At 66.2% G+C, this 23,533-nt stretch carries 23 protein-coding genes; 2 read left to right on the top strand and 21 right to left on the bottom strand.

Features of this window, described 5'->3' with window-relative positions:
* Window positions 1-65: 65 nt before the first annotated feature.
* The 5 genes from KB879_RS04350 to KB879_RS04330 all read right to left on the bottom strand — a co-directional run bounded on the left by KB879_RS04350 (window position 66) and on the right by KB879_RS04330 (window position 4,491).
* Window positions 66-863: a MetQ/NlpA family ABC transporter substrate-binding protein gene (locus KB879_RS04350; protein WP_013955864.1), complete on the bottom strand. Its 798-nt coding sequence runs from the start codon at window positions 861-863 to the stop codon at window positions 66-68.
* A 46-nt stretch (window positions 864-909) separates the two neighbouring features.
* The gene (locus KB879_RS04345; protein WP_010812940.1) at window positions 910-1,563 is read right to left on the bottom strand and encodes a methionine ABC transporter permease; all 654 of its coding nucleotides are present in this window, start codon (window positions 1,561-1,563) and stop codon (window positions 910-912) included.
* The gene (locus KB879_RS04340; RefSeq protein WP_211980824.1) at window positions 1,553-2,587 is read right to left on the bottom strand and encodes a methionine ABC transporter ATP-binding protein; all 1,035 of its coding nucleotides are present in this window, start codon (window positions 2,585-2,587) and stop codon (window positions 1,553-1,555) included. The genes KB879_RS04345 and KB879_RS04340 overlap by 11 nt, the downstream gene beginning before the upstream one ends.
* A gap of 164 nt (window positions 2,588-2,751) precedes the next feature.
* Window positions 2,752-3,555, bottom strand: a complete 804-nt coding sequence (locus KB879_RS04335; RefSeq protein ID WP_211980823.1) for an enoyl-CoA hydratase — start codon at window positions 3,553-3,555, stop codon at window positions 2,752-2,754.
* Between the two features lie 12 nt (window positions 3,556-3,567).
* Window positions 3,568-4,491 carry a histone deacetylase family protein gene (locus tag KB879_RS04330; protein ID WP_013955860.1) on the bottom strand — a complete coding sequence of 308 codons (924 nt, stop codon included), beginning with the start codon at window positions 4,489-4,491 and terminating at the stop codon, window positions 3,568-3,570.
* A gap of 149 nt (window positions 4,492-4,640) precedes the next feature.
* On the opposite strand from KB879_RS04330, the gene mltB reads away from it, so the two are divergent.
* Window positions 4,641-5,747, top strand: a complete 1,107-nt coding sequence (mltB, locus tag KB879_RS04325; RefSeq protein ID WP_013955859.1) for a lytic murein transglycosylase B — start codon at window positions 4,641-4,643, stop codon at window positions 5,745-5,747.
* Between the two features lie 69 nt (window positions 5,748-5,816).
* Here the strand turns inward: mltB and cysM are convergent, their stop codons facing one another.
* From cysM to cmk, 11 genes are all read right to left on the bottom strand, one after another.
* A complete protein-coding gene (gene cysM / locus KB879_RS04320; RefSeq protein ID WP_013955858.1) occupies window positions 5,817-6,719 on the bottom strand; it encodes a cysteine synthase CysM in 903 nt (300 codons plus the stop codon).
* A gap of 135 nt (window positions 6,720-6,854) precedes the next feature.
* The gene (locus KB879_RS04315) at window positions 6,855-8,156 is read right to left on the bottom strand and encodes a solute carrier family 23 protein (RefSeq protein ID WP_211980822.1); all 1,302 of its coding nucleotides are present in this window, start codon (window positions 8,154-8,156) and stop codon (window positions 6,855-6,857) included.
* Between the two features lie 237 nt (window positions 8,157-8,393).
* A complete protein-coding gene (locus tag KB879_RS04310) occupies window positions 8,394-8,780 on the bottom strand; it encodes a helix-hairpin-helix domain-containing protein (RefSeq protein ID WP_080569532.1) in 387 nt (128 codons plus the stop codon).
* Window positions 8,781-8,935: 155 nt separating this feature from the next.
* A complete protein-coding gene (gene rfaD / locus KB879_RS04305) occupies window positions 8,936-9,931 on the bottom strand; it encodes an ADP-glyceromanno-heptose 6-epimerase (RefSeq protein ID WP_153955029.1) in 996 nt (331 codons plus the stop codon).
* 28 nt (window positions 9,932-9,959) lie between these two features.
* The gene (rfaE1, locus tag KB879_RS04300) at window positions 9,960-10,907 is read right to left on the bottom strand and encodes a D-glycero-beta-D-manno-heptose-7-phosphate kinase (protein ID WP_013955854.1); all 948 of its coding nucleotides are present in this window, start codon (window positions 10,905-10,907) and stop codon (window positions 9,960-9,962) included.
* Between the two features lie 80 nt (window positions 10,908-10,987).
* Window positions 10,988-12,370 (bottom strand): UDP-glucose/GDP-mannose dehydrogenase family protein, encoded by a 1,383-nt coding sequence (locus KB879_RS04295; protein ID WP_013955853.1) that lies wholly within the window; start codon window positions 12,368-12,370, stop codon window positions 10,988-10,990.
* 38 nt (window positions 12,371-12,408) lie between these two features.
* Window positions 12,409-13,638 (bottom strand): lipopolysaccharide assembly protein LapB, encoded by a 1,230-nt coding sequence (gene lapB, locus KB879_RS04290; protein ID WP_013955852.1) that lies wholly within the window; start codon window positions 13,636-13,638, stop codon window positions 12,409-12,411.
* A 3-nt stretch (window positions 13,639-13,641) separates the two neighbouring features.
* Complete coding sequence (locus KB879_RS04285) at window positions 13,642-13,983, bottom strand: lipopolysaccharide assembly LapA domain-containing protein (RefSeq protein ID WP_153955027.1); 342 nt, start codon at window positions 13,981-13,983, stop codon at window positions 13,642-13,644.
* A 285-nt stretch (window positions 13,984-14,268) separates the two neighbouring features.
* Complete coding sequence (locus tag KB879_RS04280) at window positions 14,269-14,688, bottom strand: integration host factor subunit beta (RefSeq protein ID WP_041228311.1); 420 nt, start codon at window positions 14,686-14,688, stop codon at window positions 14,269-14,271.
* Between the two features lie 30 nt (window positions 14,689-14,718).
* Window positions 14,719-16,413 (bottom strand): 30S ribosomal protein S1, encoded by a 1,695-nt coding sequence (rpsA, locus tag KB879_RS04275; protein ID WP_010812954.1) that lies wholly within the window; start codon window positions 16,411-16,413, stop codon window positions 14,719-14,721.
* Window positions 16,414-16,579: 166 nt separating this feature from the next.
* Window positions 16,580-17,248: a (d)CMP kinase gene (gene cmk / locus KB879_RS04270; protein ID WP_013955848.1), complete on the bottom strand. Its 669-nt coding sequence runs from the start codon at window positions 17,246-17,248 to the stop codon at window positions 16,580-16,582.
* A gap of 125 nt (window positions 17,249-17,373) precedes the next feature.
* Between cmk and KB879_RS04265 the strand changes: the two genes are divergently transcribed.
* Window positions 17,374-17,589: a DUF2061 domain-containing protein gene (locus KB879_RS04265; protein WP_013955847.1), complete on the top strand. Its 216-nt coding sequence runs from the start codon at window positions 17,374-17,376 to the stop codon at window positions 17,587-17,589.
* On the opposite strand, the gene aroA is transcribed toward KB879_RS04265, so the two are convergent.
* From aroA to serC, 5 genes are all read right to left on the bottom strand, one after another.
* Window positions 17,586-18,890, bottom strand: coding sequence for a 3-phosphoshikimate 1-carboxyvinyltransferase (aroA, locus tag KB879_RS04260; protein ID WP_211980821.1), 1,305 nt, complete (start codon window positions 18,888-18,890; stop codon window positions 17,586-17,588). The two genes, KB879_RS04265 and aroA, sit on opposite strands and share 4 nt — an antisense overlap.
* A gap of 41 nt (window positions 18,891-18,931) precedes the next feature.
* The gene (locus KB879_RS04255) at window positions 18,932-19,828 is read right to left on the bottom strand and encodes a prephenate dehydrogenase/arogenate dehydrogenase family protein (protein ID WP_211980820.1); all 897 of its coding nucleotides are present in this window, start codon (window positions 19,826-19,828) and stop codon (window positions 18,932-18,934) included.
* Window positions 19,829-19,946: 118 nt separating this feature from the next.
* Window positions 19,947-21,074 (bottom strand): histidinol-phosphate transaminase, encoded by a 1,128-nt coding sequence (gene hisC, locus KB879_RS04250; RefSeq protein WP_153955023.1) that lies wholly within the window; start codon window positions 21,072-21,074, stop codon window positions 19,947-19,949.
* 28 nt (window positions 21,075-21,102) lie between these two features.
* Window positions 21,103-22,263, bottom strand: a complete 1,161-nt coding sequence (gene pheA / locus KB879_RS04245; protein WP_010812960.1) for a prephenate dehydratase — start codon at window positions 22,261-22,263, stop codon at window positions 21,103-21,105.
* A gap of 108 nt (window positions 22,264-22,371) precedes the next feature.
* Entirely contained in the window at window positions 22,372-23,529 is a 1,158-nt protein-coding gene (serC, locus tag KB879_RS04240) for a 3-phosphoserine/phosphohydroxythreonine transaminase (protein WP_013955843.1), read from the bottom strand.
* Window positions 23,530-23,533 lie beyond the last annotated feature (4 nt).

Below are 23,533 nucleotides of genomic sequence, written 5' to 3'. Positions count from 1 at the left end.
TGTGCCGCAAACTGGGGCTTGCGGGCATCGTCTGATTGGATGAAAACCTCAAAGTGACGTCGGGCTTACCAAGCGGTAATGACCGAGTCCTTGAAGGTCGATGTGACGTATTGCTTGATTTCCGGCGAGTGATAGGCCTTCACCAGCTTGGCCACCCAGGGCTTGTTCTTGTCGGCCTCGCGGATCGCGATCAGGTTGGCGTACGGACCCTTCGGGCCTTCGATGGCGATGGCGTCCTTGACGGGCGACAGGCCGGCCGATTCCGCGTAGTTGCCGTTGATGGCGGCGGCATCCAGGTCATCCAGCGAGCGCGGCAGCTGCGCGGCGTCCAGCTCGACGATGCGGATCTTCTTCGGGTTCTCGACGATGTCCAGCGGCGTGGCCTTCAGGCCGGCGTTGGGCTTGAGCTTGATCACGCCCTTGCTCTGCAGCAGCAACAGGCCGCGCCCGCCGTTGGTGGGATCGTTGGGCACGCCCACGCGCGCACCCTGCTTGAGCTGGTCGAGCGACTTGATCTTCTTGGAGTACACGCCCATCGGGAACGTCACCGTATAGGCGATATGCGTGAACTTGTAGCCGCGGTCCTTGATCTGGGCTTCCAGGTACGGCAGGTGCTGGTAGCTGTTGGCGTCCAGGTCGCCGGCAGCCAGCGCGGCGTTGGGCTGGATGTAGTCGCTGAACTCGACCACCTGGATGTTCAAGCCGTCCTTGGCGGCGACCTTCTTCACCTGTTCCATGATCTGGGCGTGCGGGCCGCCGGTCACGCCGATCTTGATCGGCTTTTCCTGGGCGACGGCGCCGGTGGCCAGCGTTGCGCCGATCGCGGCGCCGAGAATCCATTGCAGCAGGTTGCGACGTTGCATGATATGCGTTCCTGTTTCAGAAAATAATTGTCTTGGCGTTGACGGATTAGCGGTGGCTGATACGGCGGACAAGCCAGTCGCCGAAGCTCTGCACGGCCTGCACGAACACGATCAGGATCACCACCACCGCCACCATGACCTCGGTGATATAGCGCTGGTAGCCGTAGCGGATGCCCAGGTCGCCCAGGCCGCCGCCGCCGATCGCGCCCGCCATGGCCGAATAGCCGACCAGGCTGACAAAGGTGATGGTCAGGCCGGCGACGATGCCGGGCATGGCCTCGGGCAGCAGCACCTTCCACACGATCTGGCGGGTGGTGGCGCCCATCGACTGGGCGGCCTCGACCAGGCCCTTGTCGACCTCGCGCAGCGCGCTTTCCACCAGGCGCGCGATAAACGGGATCGCCGCGATGGTCAGCGGCACGATTGCCGCGGTGGTGCCGATCGACGAGCCGACGATAAAGCGCGTGAACGGGATCACCACCACCAGCAGGATGATGAACGGGATCGAGCGCACCGCGTTGACCACCACGCCGATGCTGCGGTTGAACAACGGGTGCGACAGCACGCCGCCGCGGTTGGTCAGGTGCAGTAGCACGCCCAGCGGCACGCCCAGCAGCGAGCCGACCACGCCCGAGATCGCCACCATCAGCAGGGTCTCGTTGAACGAGGTCAGGAACAGGTCAAACATTTCAGACCACATGCTCGAACTCCTCCACCACGACGCCTTGCGCCTGCAGGTATTCCATCGCCGCCTTCACGTCGGCCAGTTGGCCCGTGGCCATGATCGCCAGCGAGCCGAAGGCCTGGCCCTGGATCTCGTCGATATGGCCGTGCAAGATATTGAAGTCCAGCCCGTAGCGGCGGATTGCCTGGGCCAGCACCGGCTGGTCCACGCCCTCGCCGGTGAAGGCCAGGCGGTAGACGTGGTCGCGCCCGTTGCCCAGCCGGCTCTCCACGCGCTTGAGCACGCTGGCCGGCAGCTCCTGCGAGATGACGTCGCCGATCATGGCGCGCGTGACGTCGTGCTGCGGGCGCAGGAATACGTCGATCACGCGCCCGGTCTCCACCACCTGGCCGGCTTCAAGCACGGCCACGCGGTCGCAGACCTGCTTGATGACTTCCATCTGGTGCGTGATCATCACGATGGTCAGGCCCAGGTCGCGGTTGATCTGCTTGAGCAGTTCCAGGATGGAGCGGGTGGTTTCCGGGTCCAGCGCGGAAGTGGCCTCGTCCGACAGCAGCACCTTGGGCTTGCTGGCAAGAGCGCGTGCAATGCCCACGCGCTGCTTCTGCCCGCCGCTGATCTGCGCCGGATAGCGGTCCTTCAGCGCCGACAGGCCCACCAGGTCCAGCAGCGGCAGCACCGTCGCGGCGATCTCGGCCTTGGGCTTGCCGGCCAGTTCCAGCGGCAGCGCCACGTTCTCATACACCGTGCGCGACGACAGCAGGTTGAAGTGCTGGAAGATCATGCCGATCTCGCGGCGTGCCAGGCGCAGCGCGCCCGTGTCCAGCGCTGTCAGTTCCTGGCCCGCGACGATCACGCGGCCGCTCGAGGGCCGGTTCAGCAGATTGATGGCGCGTACCAGCGTGCTCTTGCCGGCGCCGCTGCGGCCGATAATGCCGAAGACTTCGCCCGCCGCTATCGACAGGCTGACGTCCCGCAATGCATGCACGTCGCCAGACGCGCCCGGGAAGCGCTGCGACAGTCCTTGCAGTTCGATCATGGAAAGGTGACCAAAAGAAAACGGCAACAGGCGAGGGATCTCCAGCGCTGTTGCCGCTCGTTATTTTTCTGAAGCGCGTATTTTAGGCGATTCGCTTCATACCATAAACGACTTTTTGCCGATGTCTTTATACGTTCCCGGCATATAAGAAGCGAGAAAGTATACTATGAGCCACACCAAGACGGCGAACGCTTGTCAATGAAGGCCTGCACCCCCTCCAGCGCCGACTCGTCCATCATGTTGCAGGCCATGGTCTGGCCGGCGAGCTGGTAGGCGGCCTCGATGCCCATTTCCAGCTGGCGGTAGAACAGGCCCTTGCCCGCGGCCACCGCGGCGGCCGGCTTGGCGCAGATGCTGGCGGCCAGGCGCGCCACCTCTTGGTCCAGCTGCCCAGCGGGCACCACCCGGTTCACCAGCCCGCGCTCACGGGCGGTTTCGGCGTCGATCATGTCGCCGGTCAGCAGCATCTCCATTGCCTGCTTGCGGTGCAGGTTGCGCGACAACGCCACCCCGGGCGTCGAGCAGAACAGGCCCAGGTTGACGCCGGATACCGCAAAGCGCGCATCGTCGGCGGCCACCGCAAGGTCGCACATGGCCACCAGCTGGCAGCCCGCCGCCGTGGCGATGCCCTGCACGCGCGCAAGCACCGGCTGCGGCATCTTCTGGATCACCATCATCATGCGGGTGCAGCGGTCGAACAGGCGCCGGTAGTAGTCGTGCGACGGCGAGGCCCGCATCTCGCGCAGGTCGTGCCCGGCGCAGAAGGCCTTGCCGGCGCCGGCCAGCACCACCACGCGCACGGTGTGGTCCGACGCCAGCCGGCCGAGGGCCTCGGTCAGCGCGTCGAGCAGCCCTTCTGACAGCGCATTGAACGCCTGCGGCCGATTCATGGTCAGTCGCACCACGCCCGCGGTGTCGCGCACTTCGGTCAGCAGCGGCGCGTCCACGCGCGCATCGTTCTCGGCCATGGCCATGCTCTCCTATCGTTCCAGCAGCACCTTCAGGTGCGCCAGCACGCTGCGGCCCAGCGCGCTCAGGTTGTAGCCCCCCTCCAGGCAGCTGACGATGCGGCCCTGCGCATGGACGCGCGCAAGGTCCACCAGCTGGCCGGTAATCCAGGCGTAGTCCTGCTCCACCAGGCCCATCTGGCCCAGGTCGTCCTCGCGGTGCGCATCAAAGCCGGCGGAGATAAACAGCATCTGCGGGCGGAATTCATTGAGCCGCGGCAGCCAGATGGTCTCGACCACTTCACGCACGGCCACGCCGTTGGTATAGGCCGGCAGCGGGATGTTGACCATATTGGGCGCGAGATGCTCGGTGCCGCTGTACGGATAGAACGGGTGCTGGAAGATGCTGCACATCATCACCTGCTCGTCGCCGCGGAACGCCGCTTCGGTGCCGTTGCCGTGGTGCACGTCGAAATCGATGATGGCCACGCGCTCCAGGCCGTGCGCCCGCAGCGCGTGGCGCGCGGCAATGGCGACGTTGTTGTAGAAGCAGAAGCCCATGGCGCGGTCAGGCTCGGCGTGGTGGCCGGGCGGGCGCACGCAGCAGAACGCGTTCTCGAACTCGCCCGCGATCACCGCATCGGTGGCCGCCACCGCCGCGCCCGCGGCCAGCGTGGCGGCGGCAAGCGTGTGCGAGTTCATCGAGGTATCCGGATCGATCGCGTGATAGCCGCTGGCCGGGCTGGCGCGTTCGAGCGAATCGACATAGTCGGGACGGTGCACGCGCTCCAGCTGCTCGCGCGTGGCGGGCGGGGCTTCGCGGCGCTCCAGCAGCCCGTCCAGGCCGTGCGAAATCAGGTGATCCTCGATCGCCTGCAGGCGTTCCGGGCACTCAGGATGGAAATGCCCCATCTCGTGCCGCTGGAACTCGGGGTGCGTGTAATAGCCTGTCGGCATCTCTTATCGTCGCAATGTTGTCTCCAATCGCTACGTTAGCACACGCCAGCCCATGCCACCCAGCGGCGCTGGCGCGCCATGCCGTGACGGCTTGCCCGTAGTTGCCGCAGTGGCATCCGCTATACTCGGTGCGACTTGCAAAGGACATCATGACCGACACCCAGCGCTCACTGCGACGCCCCCTGCTGGGCGCCGCGCTTTCCGCTGCCGCACTCGGACTCTGCGGCCTCTCCCCCAGCCTGCTCGCCGCGGGCAAGCGCCGCGTCAGCATGCGCGAGGAAGAGATCGAACCCGGCCGCTACCGCGACAATCCGCAGACCCGCGCGTTTATCGACGAGATGGTGGCCCGCCACCGCCTTGACCGCGGGATGCTGCAGGAGTGGTTTAGCCAAGCGGTCTATTCGGCCACCGTGGTGCGGCTGATCATGCCGCCCGCCACCACCGGCCGCAAAAGCTGGCGCACCTACCGCTCGCGCTTTATCGAGCCGATCCGCATCAACGCGGGCGTGCGCTTCTGGCAGGACAACCGCGACACGCTGCGCCGTGCCGAAGCCGAGTTCGGCGTACCGGCCTCGGTCATCGTCGGCATCATCGGCGTGGAAACCATCTACGGCCGCGACATGGGCACCTTCCGCGTGCTCGACTCGCTGTCCACGCTCGCCTTCGACTACCCGGACACGCCCAACCGCGAAGCCCGCAGCACGCTGTTCCGCAACCAGCTGGCCGACTACCTGCTGTGGTGCCGCGACACCCGCACCGACGTGTACTCGGTGCTGGGCTCCTTCGCGGGCGCGATCGGCATCCCGCAGTTCATGCCGACCAGCCTGCGCGAATACGCCATCGACTACGACAACAACGGTCGCATCGACCTGCGCAACAGCCCTACCGATGCCATCGGCAGTGTCGCGCGCTTCCTGCAGCTGCACGGCTGGGAGCCGGGCCGCCCGGTGGTGTGGCGCATTGCCGGCGACGCCGGCAGCCTGGGTGTCGCCACGGCGGCGGCCGACGGCGAGCCATGGCCCACGCGCACGCTCAACCAGCTGACCCGCGCCGGCTTGCGCGTGGACGAGCCGATCGACCCCGTGCGCGAAGGCGAGACCGGCGTGCTGGTGGTGGACCTGCCAACCCCCGACCAGCCGACCGAATACCTGCTCGGCCTGCGCAACTTCTACGTGCTGACACGCTACAACCGCAGCTTCTTCTATGCGCTGGCGGTGTACCAGCTGGGCGAGGCGGTCAAGGCGGCGATGGGTTGACGCCAGCTGCCCGCCAAAGCAAAAAGGCCTCGCAATTTGCGAGGCCTTTCTTGTTGGGACCGGTTCAGGTCACGCCGGGAACACGCCGGTCGACAGGTAGCGGTCGCCGCGGTCGCACACCACGAAGACGATGGTGGCGTTCTCCACTTCCTCGGCAATGCGCAGCGCAACACAGAGCGCGCCGGCCGCCGAAATGCCGCAGAAGATGCCCTCTTCGGATGCCATGCGCCGCGCCATGTGCTCGGCGTCGCCCTGGCTCACCGGCTCGGTGCGGTCGATGTAGCTGGCATCGTAGATCTTGGGCAGATACGCCTCGGGCCACTTGCGGATGCCCGGGATGCGCGAGCCGTCGGCCGGCTGCGCGCCGATGACCTGGATCTCCGGGTTCTGTTCCTTCAGGTAGCGCGACACGCCGGTAATGGTGCCGGTGGTGCCCATCGCCGAAACGAAGTGGGTGATGCGGCCGTCGGTATCGCGCCAGATCTCCGGCCCGGTGCCCTCGTAGTGGGCCTGCGGGTTGTCCGGGTTGGCGAACTGGTCGAGGATCACGCCCTTGCCGTCGCGCTCCATCGAATCCGCCAGGTCGCGGGCGTACTCCATGCCGCCCTTGACCGGGGTCAGGATGATCTCGGCACCGTAGGCCGCCATGCTCTGGCGGCGCTCGAGGCTCAGGTCCTCGGGCATGATCAGCACCATCTTGTAGCCGCGGATGGCGGCTGCCATGGCCAGCGCGATGCCGGTATTGCCGGAAGTCGCCTCGATCAGGGTGTCGCCCGGCTTGATGCGCCCGCGCGCCTCGGCCCGGGCGATCATCGACACCGCGGGGCGGTCCTTGACCGAACCGGCCGGGTTGTTGCCTTCGAGCTTGCCGAGGATCACATTGCCGCGCGCGTCGTTGGCGGCACCGGGGATGCGCTGCAGTCTGACCAGCGGCGTGTTGCCGATGGTGTCTTCAATTGTCTTGTAGGCCATGGGGCGAGGGGTCGCGAAATGGGGTCGCAAACGGGGGATTCCAATTCGCCGGCCATTGTAATCCAGACACCTATCCCTCGCCGGCAGGCGGGATTTACGCTGCCTCCCGCCCGCCTGCGCCCATCCTGCCGTGGCTCAGCCTTCTTCGTGGTTGCCTTCGCCCAGCAGGTGGTACAGCAGGATGCAGCCGAAGGTGGCAGTACCGATGCCGCCCAGCGTCATGCCGCCCAGCTTCAACGTCAGGTCGCCGGCGGCCACCGTCAGCGTGGCGCCAACCGTGATCAGGTTGCGCGAGCTGGAGAAGTCCACCTTGTTCTGCACCCAGATCCGGCCCGCTGTCGCTGCGATCAGGCCGAACACGACGATGGTCAGCCCGCCGATCACCGGACCCGGGATGGTCAGGATCAGCGCACCGAACTTGGGCGAGAAGCCCAGCAGGATAGCCACCGCGGCCGCCACCACGAAGATCAGCGTCGAGTAGATCTTGGTGACCGCCATCACGCCCATGTTCTCGGCATAAGTGGTCACGCCGGTGCCGCCGCCGCTGGCCGACAGCATGGTCGCGATGCCGTCGCCGATAAAGGCACGGCCGATATACGGGTCCAGGTTGCGCCCGGTCATCACGCCGATGGCCTTGATATGGCCCAGGTTCTCCGCCACCAGCACAATCGCCACCGGCGCGATCAGCAGCATGGCGCTGAACTCGAAGGTCGGTGCGGTGAACGCCGGCAGCCCGAACCAGCTGGCCGCTGCCACGCTCGAGAAGTCGATCGGCTTGCCCAGCCCCATCACGTTGGTGCCCAGGTAGTAGGCGAGGTAGCCGGCCAGGCCGCCGATCAGCACCGGCAGACGCCCGATCATGCCGGGCGCGCGCACCGCCACCAGCCCCACGGCCACCACCGTCAGCAGGCCCACCCAGGTATCGAGGGCCGCGCCGCTGACCGCCTTGACCGCCACCGGGGCCAGGTTCAGCCCGATCGCCGCGACGATCGCCCCGGTCACCACCGGCGGCATCAGCTTTTCGACCCAGGCGTAGCCCACCGCCTGCACGATCAGGCCGATCACCGTGTACAACGCGCCGGCGGCGATGATGCCGCCCAGCGCCACCGGGATATTGAGGTTGGGGCCGCTGCCCGCGTAGCCGGTGGCAGCGATCACCACGGCGATGAAGGCGAAGCTGGAGCCAAGGTAGCTCGGCACCCGCCCGCGCACGCACAGGAAGAAGATCAGCGTGCCGATGCCGGAAAACAGGATGGCGATATTCGGGTTGAAACCCATCAGGATCGGTGCAATGGCGGTCGAGCCGAACATCGCCACCACGTGCTGGATGCCGGCCAGCAGCGTCTGTCCGGCGGGCAGCCGCTCATCCGGCCCGATCACGCCTTCGGTCTTGAGCCGCCATTGCGGCAGGAATCCCGCGTCCTCGCCATTCGCCATATTGTTCTGCTCCCTGTGGTCCGGGCTGGCCGCCTGGTCGGCAGCCGCCGCGTTTGTGCCTGGTTGTCTGGTAGATGCGTGCCTGTCGGCAGCCGCGCGCGGCAGATCCTGCCGGCGCGGCGTCCGCATGATACTCCGCCGCCACGGGGCGTGCGAAGCGGCAAGGGTCTAGCACAACCCATACCAGCAAGGAGAGCGTCCGGCCGCTGCGCGGCCGGACGCCGGACCGTGACCCTGTCAGCGCGCTGGCTTGGCGGCGCCAGCGGGCGCTGCCTTGGCTGTCTTGGCCGGGGTGGCGGCCGCAGGCGGCGCCGCTGCTGCGGTTCCCTTCGTGCCGATGGCAAGGCCAGCGTCCTGCAGCTTCGCCACGGACTTCGGCCCGATGCCACTGACGCGCTCGGCCAGGTCCGCGGCGTCCTTGTAGGGCCCACGCTTGTTGCGTTCGTCGATGATGTTGCGGGCGGTGGCTGGTCCCACGCCCTTGACCGAGGTCAGGGCCGCCTCGTCCGCCGTATTGACATCGATGGCGGCATGCGCGGCACCGCCCGCGAACAGGCAGATGGTTGCAGCGAGGGAAACCAGGGAAAAACGCCGGGCAAGTTGCCGGACCCAATGCTTGAAAATGAAGGCTCTCCTTTCCTGTGGATGGTCTGAGGTACCACCCCCCGCCGGGGCGGCGAGGTCAGGTCAGGATAGGGGCGGGCCGCAGCTGCGGCCCATGCAGCAACAAAAGTTGACACCGGCCGCACGAAAGCGTGTCAGCCGGTTGCGCGCCGGTATCAGCCGGCGCGTTCGATCAGCCAGCGGCAGTAGCGCGCCACGCCTTCCTCGACGGACAGGAAGGGCTCGCTGTAGCCGGCGCTGCGCAGCTTCGACACATCCGACTGCGTAAAGCACTGGTACTTGCCGCGCAGCGCATCGGGGAACTTGACGTACTCGAGCAGGCCTTCCTGCACCAGTTCTTCCAGCGACAGGCGCGGCTTGCCTTCGGCCTCGCGCAGGGTGTTGACCACGGTGGCGGCGATGTCGTTGAACGGCTGCGCGCGGCCGGTGCCGAGGTTGAAGATGCCGGACTTGTCCGGATGGTCAAAGAAGTGCAGGTTGACCTTGACCACGTCCTCGACCGAGACGAAGTCGCGGCTCTGCATGCCGGGGGCATAGCCGCCGTACTCGCCGAACAGCTTCACCGTGCCGTCGGCGCGGAACTGGTTGAAGTTGTGGAAGGCAACCGAGGCCATGCGGCCCTTGTGCGTTTCACGCGGGCCGTACACGTTGAAGTAGCGGAAGCCCACGATCTGCGACAGCGCCGACGGCAGCCGGCGCCGCACGATCTGGTCGAACAGGAACTTGGAGTAGCCGTACACGTTCAGCGGGCGCTCGAACTCGCGGTCTTCGCGGAACACCTGCGAGGCGCCGTAGGTGGCCGCCGACGACGCGTACAGGAACTGCGTGCCTTGTTCCAGGCAGCTCTCCATCAGCGACAGCGTGTAACGGTAGTTGTTCTCCATCATGTAGCGGCCGTCGGTCTCCATGGTGTCGGAGCACGCGCCTTCATGGAATACCGCCCGCACCTTGCCGAACTCGCCGCGGGCTAAGCGCGCGAGGAAGTCCTGCTTGTCAAGGTAGTCGGAGATCTCGCAGTCGACCAGGTTGTGGAACTTGTCGGCACGGGTCAGGTTATCGACGGCGATGACGTTGGTTTCGCCGCGGTCGTTCAGACCCTTGACGAGGTTGCTGCCGATAAAGCCAGCGGCGCCGGTGACGATGATGGTCATGGTCGGATCAGGATGGGGGCGCCACGCCTCACGGGGCGGCGCCGAACAATTCAGAATAGGAGACGACGGCGGTACCAAGCTTGCCCACCACGATGGCGCCGGCACGATTGGCAAGCTGCACGGCTTCCTTGAGCGGCACGCCGGCACCCAGCATGGTGGCGAGCGTGGCAATCACGGTATCGCCCGCACCCGATACATCATAGACCTCGCGCGCCTGGGCGGAGACGTGCAGCACTTCGGCCTCGGTGTAGAGCGTCATGCCCTCTTCCGAGCGCGTCAGCAGCAGTGCCTCCAACTGCAGCCCGCGGCGCAGGTTCTGCGCGCGGATGGTCAGGTCGGCCTCGGTCTTCCAGGCGCCGACCACGGCACGCATCTCGGCCCGGTTGGGGGTGATCAGGGTGGCGCCGCGGTAGCGCGAGTAGTCGTCTCCCTTGGGGTCGATCAGCACCTTGCGCCCGGCTGCGCGGCTGGCGTCGATCATGCGCGTGACGTGGGTCAGGCCGCCTTTGCCGTAATCGGAAAGCACCAGCACCTGGTAGTCGTTGATCAGGGCCAGGAAGCGGTCCTGTACCGCGGCCAGCACTTCATGCGCCGGCGCGCTCTCGAAATCCACGCGCAGCAACTGCTGCTGGTGCGCCACCACGCGCAGCTTGATGGTGGTGTTGAGCTTGGGATCGCGGTGCAGATAGGGCTGCACGTGGCTCTCGCCCAGCAACGTTTCGAGCGTTCGGGCCGGCTCGTCGTCGCCGACCACGCCCAGCATGCCCACGCGTGCGCCCAATGCCGCGGCATTGCGGGCCACGTTGGCGGCGCCGCCCAGGCGCTCGTCGCTGCGCTTGACCTGCACCACCGGCACCGGCGCTTCCGGCGAGATCCGTTCCACATCGCCGAACCAGTAGCGGTCCAGCATCATGTCGCCGACCACCAGGATATGGGACTGCCGGATCTGCTCCTGCGGAATGACGGTCTTGTTCATGAAGATCCTTGGCAATATCGCGACGGCCGCAGCCGTCGCGCTAGCTTATCGGTTGATGAGTCCGTTGACCCGCCGGCGCCTCATTCGTTCACGGCCGGCCGGGTCGGGCGTCCGATGGCGTGGTACTCCACGCCGTTCTCGACCATGGCCTCGGGCTCATACAGGTTGCGCCCGTCGAAGATCACCGGGGTCTTCAGGCGCCGCTTGATCTGGCCGAAGTCGGGGCTGCGGAACACCTTCCATTCGGTCACGATCACCAGCGCGTCGGCGCCGTCCAGCGCATCCATCTGGTTCTCATGGAAACTCACGCGCGCGGCGCCGCCCGGCAGGTCGGCCAGGTCGGCATCCAGCACGCGCCGGGCTTCGGCCATCGACACCGGGTCGTGCATGCGCAGCGACGCGCCGCGCGACACCAGTTCGCGCGCCAGCACCCGCGACGGCGCCTCGCGCATGTCGTCGGTGTTGGGCTTGAAGGCCAGGCCCCACACGGCAAAGGTGCGGCCGGTCAGGTCATCGCCGAAGCGGCGCACGACCTTGTCGCCCAGCACGCGCTTCTGCGCGCCGTTGACCGATTCCACCGCCTCCAGCACGCGCATTGGCTTGCCATGGTCGGCGGCAGTGCGCATTAGCGCCTGCACGTCCTTGGGAAAGCATGAACCGCCATAGCCAGCACCGGCATACAGGAAGCTGTAGCCGATGCGCGGGTCCGAACCGATGCCCATGCGCACCAGTTCGATATCGGCGCCAACCTCGTCGGCCAGGTTGGCCAGCTCGTTCATGAACGAGATGCGCGTGGCCAGCATCGAATTGGCCGCGTACTTGGTGAACTCGGCCGAGCGCACGTCCATGTAGAAGGTGCGCTCGTGGTGCCGGTTGAACGGCGCGTAAAGCTGGCGCATGGTGGCCTGCGCGTGGCGGCCGGCGACGTCGGCGTTGCAGCCCAGCACGATGCGGTCCGGGCGCATGAAGTCCTCGACCGCGGCGCCCTCTTTCAGGAACTCGGGGTTCGACACCACTGAGAACTGCAGGTCTTCCAGGCTGCGCGCGACCAGCTCCTCGCGGATCGCGGCGGCCACGCGGTCGCCGGTGCCGACCGGTACGGTGGACTTGTCGACCACGACCTTGAATCCGGTCATATGGCGGCCGATATTGCGCGCCGCCGCCAACACGTACTTCAGGTCGGCAGAGCCGTCTTCGTCCGGGGGCGTGCCCACGGCGATGAACTGCACGTCGGCGTGCTCGACACTGGCCGCCACGTCGGTGGAAAAGGTCAGCCGCCCGGCGGCACGGTTGCGCTGGATCAGCTCCAGCAGGCCCGGCTCGTAGATTGGCACGCCGCCTGCGTTAAGCAGCGCGATCTTCTGCTCGTCCAGGTCCAGGCAGAACACGTCATTGCCAAGTTCCGCCAGGCAGGCGCCGGTGACAAGGCCGACATAGCCGCTGCCGATGATGGTGACTTTCATAGCGTTAATTCAATTCTGTTGCACAGGACCGCCCGGGATCAGCCGAGCGTCTCGGAGCGCCGCGGGGCATAGGTTTCCCAACGGTTGCATCCCGGGCATTGCCAATAGAAAAGCCGGGCGCGGAAGCCGCACTCGCGGCAGGTGTAGCGCGCGAGGTTGCGCGTGCGCAGCTGCAGCAGGTCACGGATGGCCGTGGTTTCCTGCGCTTGCTCGTTGTTGCCGTCGGCGCCCTCTGCCGGGGCATCGGCACCCGCCGGCTGCGCGGACGGGGCGCCGGCCGCGACCACCGCCGCCTGCGCCTCGAAATACTTGGTCAGCGCCAGCAGCGTGGGCTGGCGGCGCAGCTGCTCGCGCATCAGGCGCGCGGCGGCTTCCGGGCCGTTCACGTCCAGTTCTGCCTGGTAGGCGGTATCGAGCACCTCAGGCGCCAGCTTGCCCTTGAGCAGGCCGCGCAGCCATTCCAGCGCGGCGCCCTCCTCCTGCAGGCTGGCGTAGGCCTTGACCACGCGGTCCGCCACCAGCGGCAGGAAAGATGCATCCTGCCGTTCGATGCCAAGCCAGTGGCCAAGCGCCGCGCGGGCGTCGCCCGCGGCCGCGGCCACGTCGCCCAGCAGGATCGGGGCGCGCACGTTGGCAGGATTCTCGGCAACGGCCTGGTTCAGCCACTTCACCGCATCTTCGGGGCGCTTGCGCTGCAGCGCGTCCTGCGCCAGCTCGCAGCAGAACTGGGCAATCTGCAGGCTGTAGCTCGTCTGCTCCAGCGTCTGCAGCTCGCGCGCGGCCTCGATCGCCTTCTGCCACTCCTTTTCCACTTCATAGAGCTCAAGCAGCACGCGCTTGGCCGACGCCGCGTACGGGCCCGACATCAGCCGGCGCAGCGATTCCTCGGCACGGTCCAGCAGGCCGGCGCGCAGGAAGTCCTCGCCCAGTTCAAACAAGGCATGCTCGCGCTCGGGCTCGGGCAGGTCGGGGCGGGTCGCCAGGTTCTGATGCACGCGGATGGCGCGCTCGGTTTCGCCGCGGCGGCGGAACAGCGCGCCCAGCGCAAAGTGCAGCTCGGTGGTTTCCGGGTCCAGCCGGGCCACCTCGATAAAGGCATCGATGGCCTGGTCGGGTTGCTCGTTGAGCAGGAAATTGAGGCCCTTGAAGTACGAGCGCGGCAAGGCGCCCTGTTCGCTGATGAGCTGGCGCACGTCGAAGCGCGCCGCCATCCAGCCAAGGCCAAAGACAAGTGGCAGCGCCAGCAGCCACCAGGTTTCAAACATCATGGATCAGACTTTCGGGCCGACTACGTTATAGGGAACAGGCTTGCCGTCACGCGGCGCGGATGCGGCCGCCGACGACGCTGCTGCGGCGGACGCCGGTGCCTGCGCCTCCGCGGCCACGCGGCGCAGTTTCGCCACCTCCATGCGCTGGCGCATCAGCCCGGGCGCGACCGATGCCAGTGCCGCCACCGCGCCCAGCACGAAGGCGGCGAACAGGATCAGGATCAGCGGCGCATGCCAGACGGCATTGAAGAACAGCTGCAGCGAGGCTTCGGCGGTATTGCGCAGCGCCAGCACGAACAGCAGCACGAATACGACGATACGGACGATCCAGGCGAACAGTTTCATGCAGGTAGGCAGCGAGTCAGCGTGACATTGGGACGGGGAAGCGACAGGCGAGGCGTACTGGCGCAAGGCCCGGCAAGGACCCCGGCATTGTAACGGAATCACTTCCCGGATTCGGTAACGTGGCGGTAACGGGGTGCGAACCCGCTGCGGCGATCGACCCCTGGCATCGACTTGCGCACGATGCAGCACCTGGCATGGCGTCATCTCAGAAGCATCAAACGAAAAAAAGCGCCCCAACGGGGCGCTTTCTTACCAACAACACAGCAGCAGGCAAAGCCCGGGCAATCAGGAGCGGACAAAATTCAGCCCGCTCTCATGCAATCCCGCCGGTGTGACGGGAGCGGCACCCTGGCCAGCCTTGCCCGGCGCGGCTTGCACCGCGCCGCCGGAATGGCCGTTGCCATTGACGCCCGCAGGCACCGGCTGGCTACGGTCAACCCGTTCGCGCAATTCCTTGCCCGCCTTAAAGTGCGGCACCCGTTTCTCGGGCACCAGCACACGCTCGCCGGACTTGGGATTGCGCCCCACGCGAGGCGGACGCTTGTTCAGACCAAAACTGCCGAATCCGCGGATCTCGATGCGATGGCCGTCGGCCAGCGCCTCGGACATCGCGTCGAGTATCGTTTTGACCGAGATGTCCGCGTCCCGCAGCAACAGCTGGGGGAAGCGGGCAGCCAGTTTTTCGACGAGCTCCGACTTGGTCATGGGCATACGCGCAAGCGCGGGGGCCTGCGATTACTGGTTGTCCTGGCCGAGCTTGGCCTTCAGCAGGGCGCCGAGGTTGGTCGTGCCAGCCGTGCCGGTGTCAGCCTGGAACTTTTGCATCGCTTCTTGCTGCTCTGCGCTGTCCTTGGCCTTGATCGACAGGTTGATATTGCGCGACTTGCGGTCGACGTTCACCACCAGGGCGGTGATCTGCTCGCCTTCCTTCAGCACGTTGCGGGCGTCTTCCACGCGGTCAGCGGAGATTTCCGATGCACGCAGGTAGCCTTCCACATCGTCAGCCAGCTGGACCACGGCGCCCTTGGCGTCAACGGCCTTGATGGTGCCCTGAACCAGCGAACCCTTGTCGTTGGCCGAGATGAAGTTGTTGAACGGATCGCCCGACAGCTGCTTGATGCCCAGCGAGATGCGTTCCTTGTCGACGTCGATGCCCAGGACCACGGCTTCGACTTCGTCGCCCTTCTTGTACTTGCGCACGGCTTCTTCGCCAGTCTCTTGCCACGACAGGTCGGACAGGTGCACCAAGCCGTCGATGCCGCCCGGCAGGCCGATGAACACGCCGAAGTCGGTGATCGACTTGATCTGGCCGGCCAGCTTGTCGCCCTTCTTGTGGTTACGCGAGAAATCGTCCCACGGATTGGCCTTGCACTGCTTCATGCCCAGGCTGATACGACGCTTGTCTTCGTCGATATCCAGCACCATGACTTCGACTTCGTCGCCCAGCTGGACAACCTTGGACGGCGCAACGTTCTTGTTGGTCCAGTCCATTTCCGACACGTGCACCAGGCCTTCGATGCCGGCTTCGATCTCGACGAACGCGCCGTAGTCGGTCAGGTTGGTCACCTTGCCGAACAGGCGGGTGCCTTGCGGGTAGCGGCGCGAGATGCCGACCCACGGATCTTCGCCCAGCTGCTTCACGCCCAGCGAGACGCGGTTCTTTTCCTGGTCGAACTTGAGGATCTTGGCGGTGATTTCCTGGCCAACCGACAGCACTTCGCTCGGGTGGCGGACACGGCGCCAGGCCAGGTCGGTGATGTGCAGCAGGCCGTCAATGCCACCCAGGTCCACGAACGCGCCGTAGTCGGTGATGTTCTTGACGATACCGTTGACGATGGCGCCTTCCTTCAGGGTTTCCATCAGCTTCTGGCGCTCTTCGCCCAGGGTCGCTTCGACCACGGCGCGGCGCGACAGCACCACGTTGTTGCGTTTGCGATCCAGCTTGATGACCTTGAATTCCAGGGTCTTGCCTTCGTACGGGGTGGTGTCCTTGATCGGGCGCACGTCAACCAGCGAACCCGGCAGGAACGCACGGATGCCGTTGACCATCACCGTCAGGCCGCCCTTGACCTTGCCGGTCACGGTACCCGAGATGATTTCGCCGTCTTCCAGCGCCTTCTCGAGGTTCAGCCACGATGCCAGGCGCTTGGCCTTGTCGCGGGAGAGGATGGTGTCGCCATAGCCGTTCTCGAGCGCATCGATGGCCACGGAGACGTAGTCGCCGGCCTGCACTTCGAGTTCGCCCTGGTCGTTCAGGAACTCCTCCACCGGCACGAATGCCTCGGACTTGAGGCCGGCATTGACGACCACGAAATTGTGGTCGATGCGCACGACTTCAGCGGAGATCACTTCGCCAGCCTTCATATTGGAGCGGGCGACGGATTCCTCGAACAGTGCGGCAAAGGATTCGTTAGTTTGCAGGTCGGACATAAACGTAAGGTGAAATCCGCAATACGCTGGCCGGCGCGACTATCGCGCTCAGTCTGCCAGGGCAGCGGGGTCAGGTTTGACACAAGCCAGCCACAAGTCTTGCCCGGGCTGGCGCCATCTGGTGCCGTCGGGGTACGCCGCTTCTACTGATGCGCCCGCATGCATCTCATGCACCGGGCCGCACAGCGGCAAACCACTCCAGCACCTGCGCCACTGCCTGGTCCACCGTCATATCGGAGGTATCCAGCAGCTTTGCATCCTCGGCGGGACGAAGCGGCGCGGCGGTGCGGGTGCGATCCCGTACATCGCGCGCTTCAAGGTCACGCAAAAGGTCTTCAATATTAGCAGAAATTCCCTTATCAATCAATTGTTTATAGCGCCTGCGAGCGCGCGCCTCAACACTTGCGGTCAGGAACACCTTGAGCGGCGCATCCGGGAAGATCACGGTGCCCATGTCGCGGCCGTCGGCCACCAGCCCCGGCAGCTTGCGGAAGCTGCGCTGCAGCTGGGTCAGCGCGTCGCGCACCGGCTGGTGCACGGCAATGGCCGAGGCCCGGTTGCCGATCGCCTCGGCGCGGATTGCCAGGCTGACTTCCTCGCCTTGCAGCCAGACGCGGTCAGGGCCGAACTTCACATCGAGGCGGGAAGCGATCTTTGCAAGGGCGTCCACGTCCGCCAGGTCAATCCCGGCGCGGTCGCTGGCCAGCGCCACGAGCCGGTACAGGGCGCCGCTGTCGAGCAGGTGAAAGCCCACGGCATCCGCAACCTTGTGCGCGACAGTGCCCTTGCCCGAGGCAGTCGGCCCGTCAATGGCGATGACGTTGACGATAGTCATTATTTATAAAACCAAGAGAAACGATTGATTGTGAATTCAATTGAGAATCATTATCATTTGATTCATGGCACTTCGCCGCAGCCGCGGCACGGTGCCCTTTCCGTCCAGTCGCGAGGCAATCTACCATGGCAAAAACCCTGACGTTCGGCATCATGCACCTTGGCATCGCGTTCAGCGTGACGTATGCGCTGACCGGCAGCCTCGCCATCAGCGGCGCCATCACCTTCATCGAACCGGCCGTCAATACCGTGGCCCACTACTTCTTCGACCGCTACTGGGAGAAGCGCGAGCGCCGCCAGGCCGGGGCTGCCCGCGACCACGCCAACCTGGCCAGCGCTTAGCCGGTCACGCCCGCAAACACGCTGAAGTAATCCGGGAACGTCTTCGCCACACAGCCCGGATCATTGATCCGCACCGGCAGCGGCCCGAAGGCCGCCAGCGAGAAGCACATCGCCATGCGATGGTCATCATAGGTGCCAATGCCTTCGGCCGGAGTCTGCCAGGGCTGCGGCGGCGTCACACGCAGGTAGTCCGCCCCTTCTTCCACGACTGCGCCGAGCTTGCGCAGTTCCGTCGCCATCGCCGCGATACGGTCCGTCTCCTTGACGCGCCAGCTGGCGATATTGGTCAGCGTGGTCGTGCCTTCGGCAAACAGCGCCGCCACCGCCAGCGTCATCGCCGCATCGGGGATATGGTTGCAGTCCAGTTCGATGCCGTGCAGGCACCCGTCGTCGCGTTCCGTGCCGCGCACTTCGATCCAGTTGTCGCCGGCCATCACATTGGCGCCCATGCGGTTGAGCGCCTCGGCGAAGCGCACATCGCCCTGGATGCTGGCCATGCCCACGCCTTCCACCCGGACCGGGCCGCCGCCGATTGCGCCGGCCGCCAGGAAATAGGAAGCGGACGACGCATCGCCCTCGACGAAGATCTCGCCCGGCGAGCGGTAAGCCGCGCCTGCCGGCAGCACGAAGCGTTCCCAGCCCTGGCGCTCGACCTGGATGCCGAAGCGCGCCAGCAGATTCAGCGTGATCTCTATATACGGCTTGGAGATCAGCTCGCCCACCACCTCGATCTCGATGCGGCCGCTGTCGGATTGCGCCATCGGCAGGCTCATCAGCAGCGCGGTCAGGAACTGGCTCGACACATCGCCGCGCACGCGGATCGGCGCATCGATGCGAATGCCGGCCGGCTGGATATGCAGCGGCGGAAAGCCTTCATTGCCCAGGTAGTCGATCACGGCGCCCACTTGGCGCAGGCCGTCGACCAGGTCGCCGATCGGCCGCTCGTGCATGCGCGGCACGCCCGACAGCTTGTAGCTTCCGCCCTGCAGCGCGAGCGCGGCAGTCAGCGGGCGGATCGCGGTGCCAGCATTGCCCATGAAGAGCTCGGCCGACTTGTTCGGGAAATTGCCGCCGGCGCCGGTGACGATGTAGTCGTCGCCTTCCTGCCGCCACGCCACGCCGAGTGTGCGCAACGCTTGCAGCATCACACGGGTGTCGTCGGAATCGAGCAGGTCGCGCACGCGGGTTTCGCCCGTGGCCAGTGCGGCCAGCAGCAGCACGCGGTTGGAGATGCTCTTCGAGCCCGGCAGCCGGACGGTGCCGTTGGCGCGGGTCAGGGGGCCTAGCGTCAGGTGTTCCATGGTTCTCGTGGGCGCCGGGGCGCCGCGGTCAGGCGATTGGTTCAGGGTTCGGTATGGTTGCCCGCGGCACGCTCTGCGCCCCAGGCCAGCCGGGTCTTGCTGGCGCGCGCGAAGATGCGTTCGAGCGCGTCGCCGTCGCCCTTCTCGATCTGCGCCTTCAGGTGCGCCAGCACCGACTGGTAGGTATTCAGCTCACGCAGCAGCGCGTCGCGGTTGGCCACGCAGATATCGCGCCACATCTCCGGCGACGAGGCCGCGATGCGCGTGAAATCGCGGAAGCCGCCGCCGGCGAAGCCCAGCTTCAGCGCCGCATCTTCCGCATTGGTGACCTGCGCCACCAGCGCGTACGACAGCACATGCGGCAGGTGGCTGACCGCGGCGAACACCGCGTCGTGCTGCACCGCCGACATCACGTGGCATTCTGCGCCGGCGCTTTCCCACATGGCGCGCACCGCGGCGACATCTGCGCGCGAATTTTCCTGCAGCGGGCACAGCACGGCCTTCTTGCCAACGTACAGGTCCGGCAGCGCCGCCTCCACGCCGTTGAGCTCGCGTCCGGCGATCGGGTGTGCCGGCACGAACTGCGCGACCTTGTCGCCCAGCGCCGTCTTGGCCGCCATGATCACGTCCGACTTGGTGCTGCCGGCATCGGTGACGATGGTGCCTGGCTGCAGATGCGGCTCCAGCGCGTGCAGCAGCGCAAAGTTCTGCGCCACCGGCGCGCACAGCACGATCACGCTGGCGCCGCGCGCGGCATCCGCCAGCGTCGCGGCCTCGTCGATCACCCCAAGATCCAGCGCCTTCTGCAGCGAGGCCGGCGAGCGCCCCACCCCGACCACCGTGCCCACCACGCCGGCGCGCTTGAGCGCCAACGCGAGCGAGCCGCCGATCAGGCCGACACCGACAATGACAACACGGGAAAAATGCAATGCACTCACAATCTCAGGCCGCTAGGGGCAGTGGCTCGGACCAGGCCGAGGTAAATCGATGATTGGCAAAGCGGCAGGCAAGCAGCCCGCCGCTACACGCTGCAAAACGCCGCGATTGTAGCCGCGCTCACGCCAGCGCCCGCTCCAGCGCCGCGATGAAGGCCGCGTTCTCCTCGGCCAGGCCAATGGTCACGCGCAGCCAGCGCGGCAGGTTGTAGTTGCCCACCGGCCGCACGATCACACCCTGCTTCAGCAACGCCAGGTTGACGCGCGCGCCGGCGCCGTCGTCATCGCCCACGCGCACCATCACGAAGTTGCCGGACGACGGCACATATTCCAGCCCGAGCCGGTTGAAGGCATCAGTCAGCTGGCGCTTGCCGGCACGGTTCAGCTCGGCGCTGCGGCGCAGGAAGTCGGCATCGCCCAGCGCGGCGATGGCCGCGGCCTGCGCCACGCTGTTGACGTTGAACGGCTGGCGGATGCGGTTCAGCAGGTCCGACAGCTCCGGCTGCGCCACCGCGTAGCCGATGCGCAGGCCCGCCAGGCCATAGGCCTTGGAGAACGTGCGCGACACCATGAGGTTCGGGTAGCGGCGCACCCAGGCAAGCGAATCGTATTGCTGGTCCGCATCCAGGTATTCGTTGTACGCCTCGTCCAGCACCACCACCACGCTGGCCGGCACCCGCTGCAGGAAGGCTTCGATCTGCGCGGCCGGCACGAACGTGCCGGTCGGGTTGTTCGGGTTGGCGATAAAGACCAGGCGCGTATCCGGCGCGATCGCCGCGGCCATCGCCTCGAGGTCATGGCCGTAGTCGCGCGCGGGCACTTCGATGGCGCGTGCGCCGATCTCCTGCGTGGCCAGCGCGTAGACCGCGAACGAGTACTCGGCATAGACGATCGACTGGCCCGGCTCCACCAGCGCATGCGCGGCCAGCTCCAGGATGTCGTTGCTGCCGTTGCCCAGCGTCAGCCAGTCGGCGGGCACGCCGAGGCGCGCCGACAGCGCGCCCTTCAGCGCAAAGCCGTTGGAATCCGGGTAGCGGCCGAGTTCAGCCACCGCATCGGCCACCGCGCGTCGGGCCGACTCGGGCATGCCGAGCGGATTCTCATTGGAGGCGAGCTTGACGATGCCGGCCTCGTCCAGGCCGAACTCGCGCGCGACTTCCGAAATCGGCTTCCCGGCCACGTAAGGCGAAATCGCCCGCACATAGCCGGGTCCGAACACCGTGCCGCCTTGCTTACCCTGCTCTGCCATCTCGTCTCCTTGTTCTTGCCTGGCTGCCTTACTTGCTCGACGGATACGAGCCCAGCACCTTCAGGTAGGCCGCATTGCGGCGCAGCTCTTCGATGGCGCGCGCCACTGCCGGCTCATGCTGGTGCCCTTCCACGTCGACGTAGAAGTAGTACTCCCACGCGCCGCTGCGCGCCGGGCGCGACTCGAAGCGGCACATCGACACGCCGTTCTCCGCCAGCGGCGCCAGCAACTGGTACACCGCGCCAGCCTTGTTGGGCACCGACAGGATCATCGAGGTCTGGTCGCTGCCCGACGGCTCGGTCTCATAGCGGCCGATCACGGCAAAGCGCGTGCGGTTGTGCGGATCGTCCTGGATATGCGTGCGCACGATATGCAGGTGATAGCGGTTGGCGGCGGACTCGCCGGCAATCGCAGCCACGGTCGGGTCTTCGCTGGCCATGCGCGCGGCCTCGGCATTGCTCGATACCGCCTGACGCTCCAGGTGCGGGTAGTTGGCGGTCAGCCAGTGCTGGCACTGCGCCAGTGCCTGCGCATGCGCGCGCACCACTGTTACGCCCTGCATGTCGGGCGTGGATGCCATCAGGTTGTGATGCACCTTGAGCGCAATCTCGCCGCTGATCTTCAGCGAAGTCTGCAGGAACAGGTCGAGCGTGCGCGACACCGCGCCCTCGGTGGAATTCTCGACCGGCACCACGCCGTACTCGACCGTGCCGGCCTCGACGGCACGGAACACCTCGTCGATGCTCGGGCAAGGCACGCCCGACACCTCATGGCCGAAGTGCGCATACAGCGCCTGCTCGGAGAACGTGCCGGCCGGGCCGAGGAAAGCCACTTCCAGCGGCTTTTCCAGCCCGCGGCAGGCGGACATCACCTCGCGCCAGATCGCCGCCACGCTTTCTCCCAGCAGCGGGCCGGGGTTGGCGCCCTGCACCTTGCGGATCACCTGCAGCTCACGTTCCGGGCGGAACACCGGCGCGCCGTACTTCTTCTTTACCTCGCCGACCTCGAGCGCCAGTTTGGCGCGGCGGTTCAGCATCGCCAGCAGTTCGCGGTCAACGGTGTCGATCTGCTCGCGCAGCGGGCTCAGCTCGACCGACAGCTTGCGCTCGGCTTCGCTCAGGTGGCTGTCGTTCTGCTGCTCATTCGGCGGCGTCTCCTCGCGCGCGGGGGTGCGGTCTTGGCTTGTCATTTTGTATGAATCCGGTGGGCCGCCGGGGCGCGGCGGCCGGAGAAAAACTGACCGCTGCCTGCCGGCGCACTGTGCCTGACGTGCGCGGGCAGCCAGCAGGAATGCGCGTCAGGCGGACGTACGCTCGAACTCGCGCATGAAATCGACCAGCGCCATCACGCCTTCCAGCGACATCGCGTTATAGATGCTGGCGCGCATGCCGCCCACAGTCTTGTGTCCCTTGAGCTGCACCAGGCCGTTGGCCCGCGCCTGCTGCAGGAAGGCCTCATTGCGCGATTCGTCGCCCAGGAAGAACGGCACGTTCATGCGCGAGCGGCAGCTCGGATGGATCTCGTTGCGATAGAAATCGCTCTGGTCCAGGTAGTTGTACAGCGCCGACGCCTTGGCGATATTGCGCTGCTCGATCGCGGGCACGCCGCCCTGGCGCTTGAGCCATTTGAAGACCAGGCCGGCGATATAGATCGCATAGGTCGGCGGCGTGTTGTACATCGAGTTGTGCTCGGCCACCAGGCGCCAGTTGAATGCCGACGGGCACAGCGGGTGGGCATGGCCGATCAGGTCATCGCGCACGATCACGATGGTGACGCCGGCCGGGCCGATATTCTTCTGCGCGCCGCCGTAGACCACCTGCACGCGCGACCAGTCGATCGGGCGCGACAGGATATGGCTGGAAGCGTCCGCCACCACGATGCGGTCGCCCTTGACCTGGCCGATATCGGGAATGTTCTGGAACTCCACGCCGACGATGGTCTCGTTGGTGCACAGGTGCACGTAGCCGGCATCGTCCGACAGCTTCCAGTCCGCGACGTCGGGGATGCGGTGGAATTTCTGCGCCTCGCTGGTGGCCGCGATATTGACCGCGCCATAGCGGCGGGCTTCCTGCTCGGTCTTGACCGACCAGGTGCCGGTGACGACGAAGTCAGCCTTGGGCGCGTCGGCGCTGCGCAGGCGCATCAGGTTCAGCGGCACGATGCCGTTCTCGCCGATGGCGCCGCCCTGCAGGAACAGCACATGGAAGTTGGAGGGAATATGCAGCAGTTCGCGCAGGTCCGCGATCGCTTCGGCCTGAATGCCCTCGAACTCGCGGCTGCGGTGGCTCATCTCCATCACCGAGACCCCGGTCCCGCGCCAGGACAGCATCTCCTCCGCAGCCTGTTGCAGCACTTCGGCAGGCAGCACAGCCGGGCCGGGCGAAAAGTTGTAGACGCGTTCGGCCAATGCACGCTGCATCATGCCGGCAAGAGCGGGATTCTGGGGATCGTTCATGAGA

This window comes from Cupriavidus sp. KK10, assembly GCF_018223725.1.
Classification (GTDB): domain Bacteria; phylum Pseudomonadota; class Gammaproteobacteria; order Burkholderiales; family Burkholderiaceae; genus Cupriavidus; species Cupriavidus necator.
Note: the sequence above shows the minus strand (reverse complement) of the source record. Positions and strands in the feature narration are given on the sequence as shown.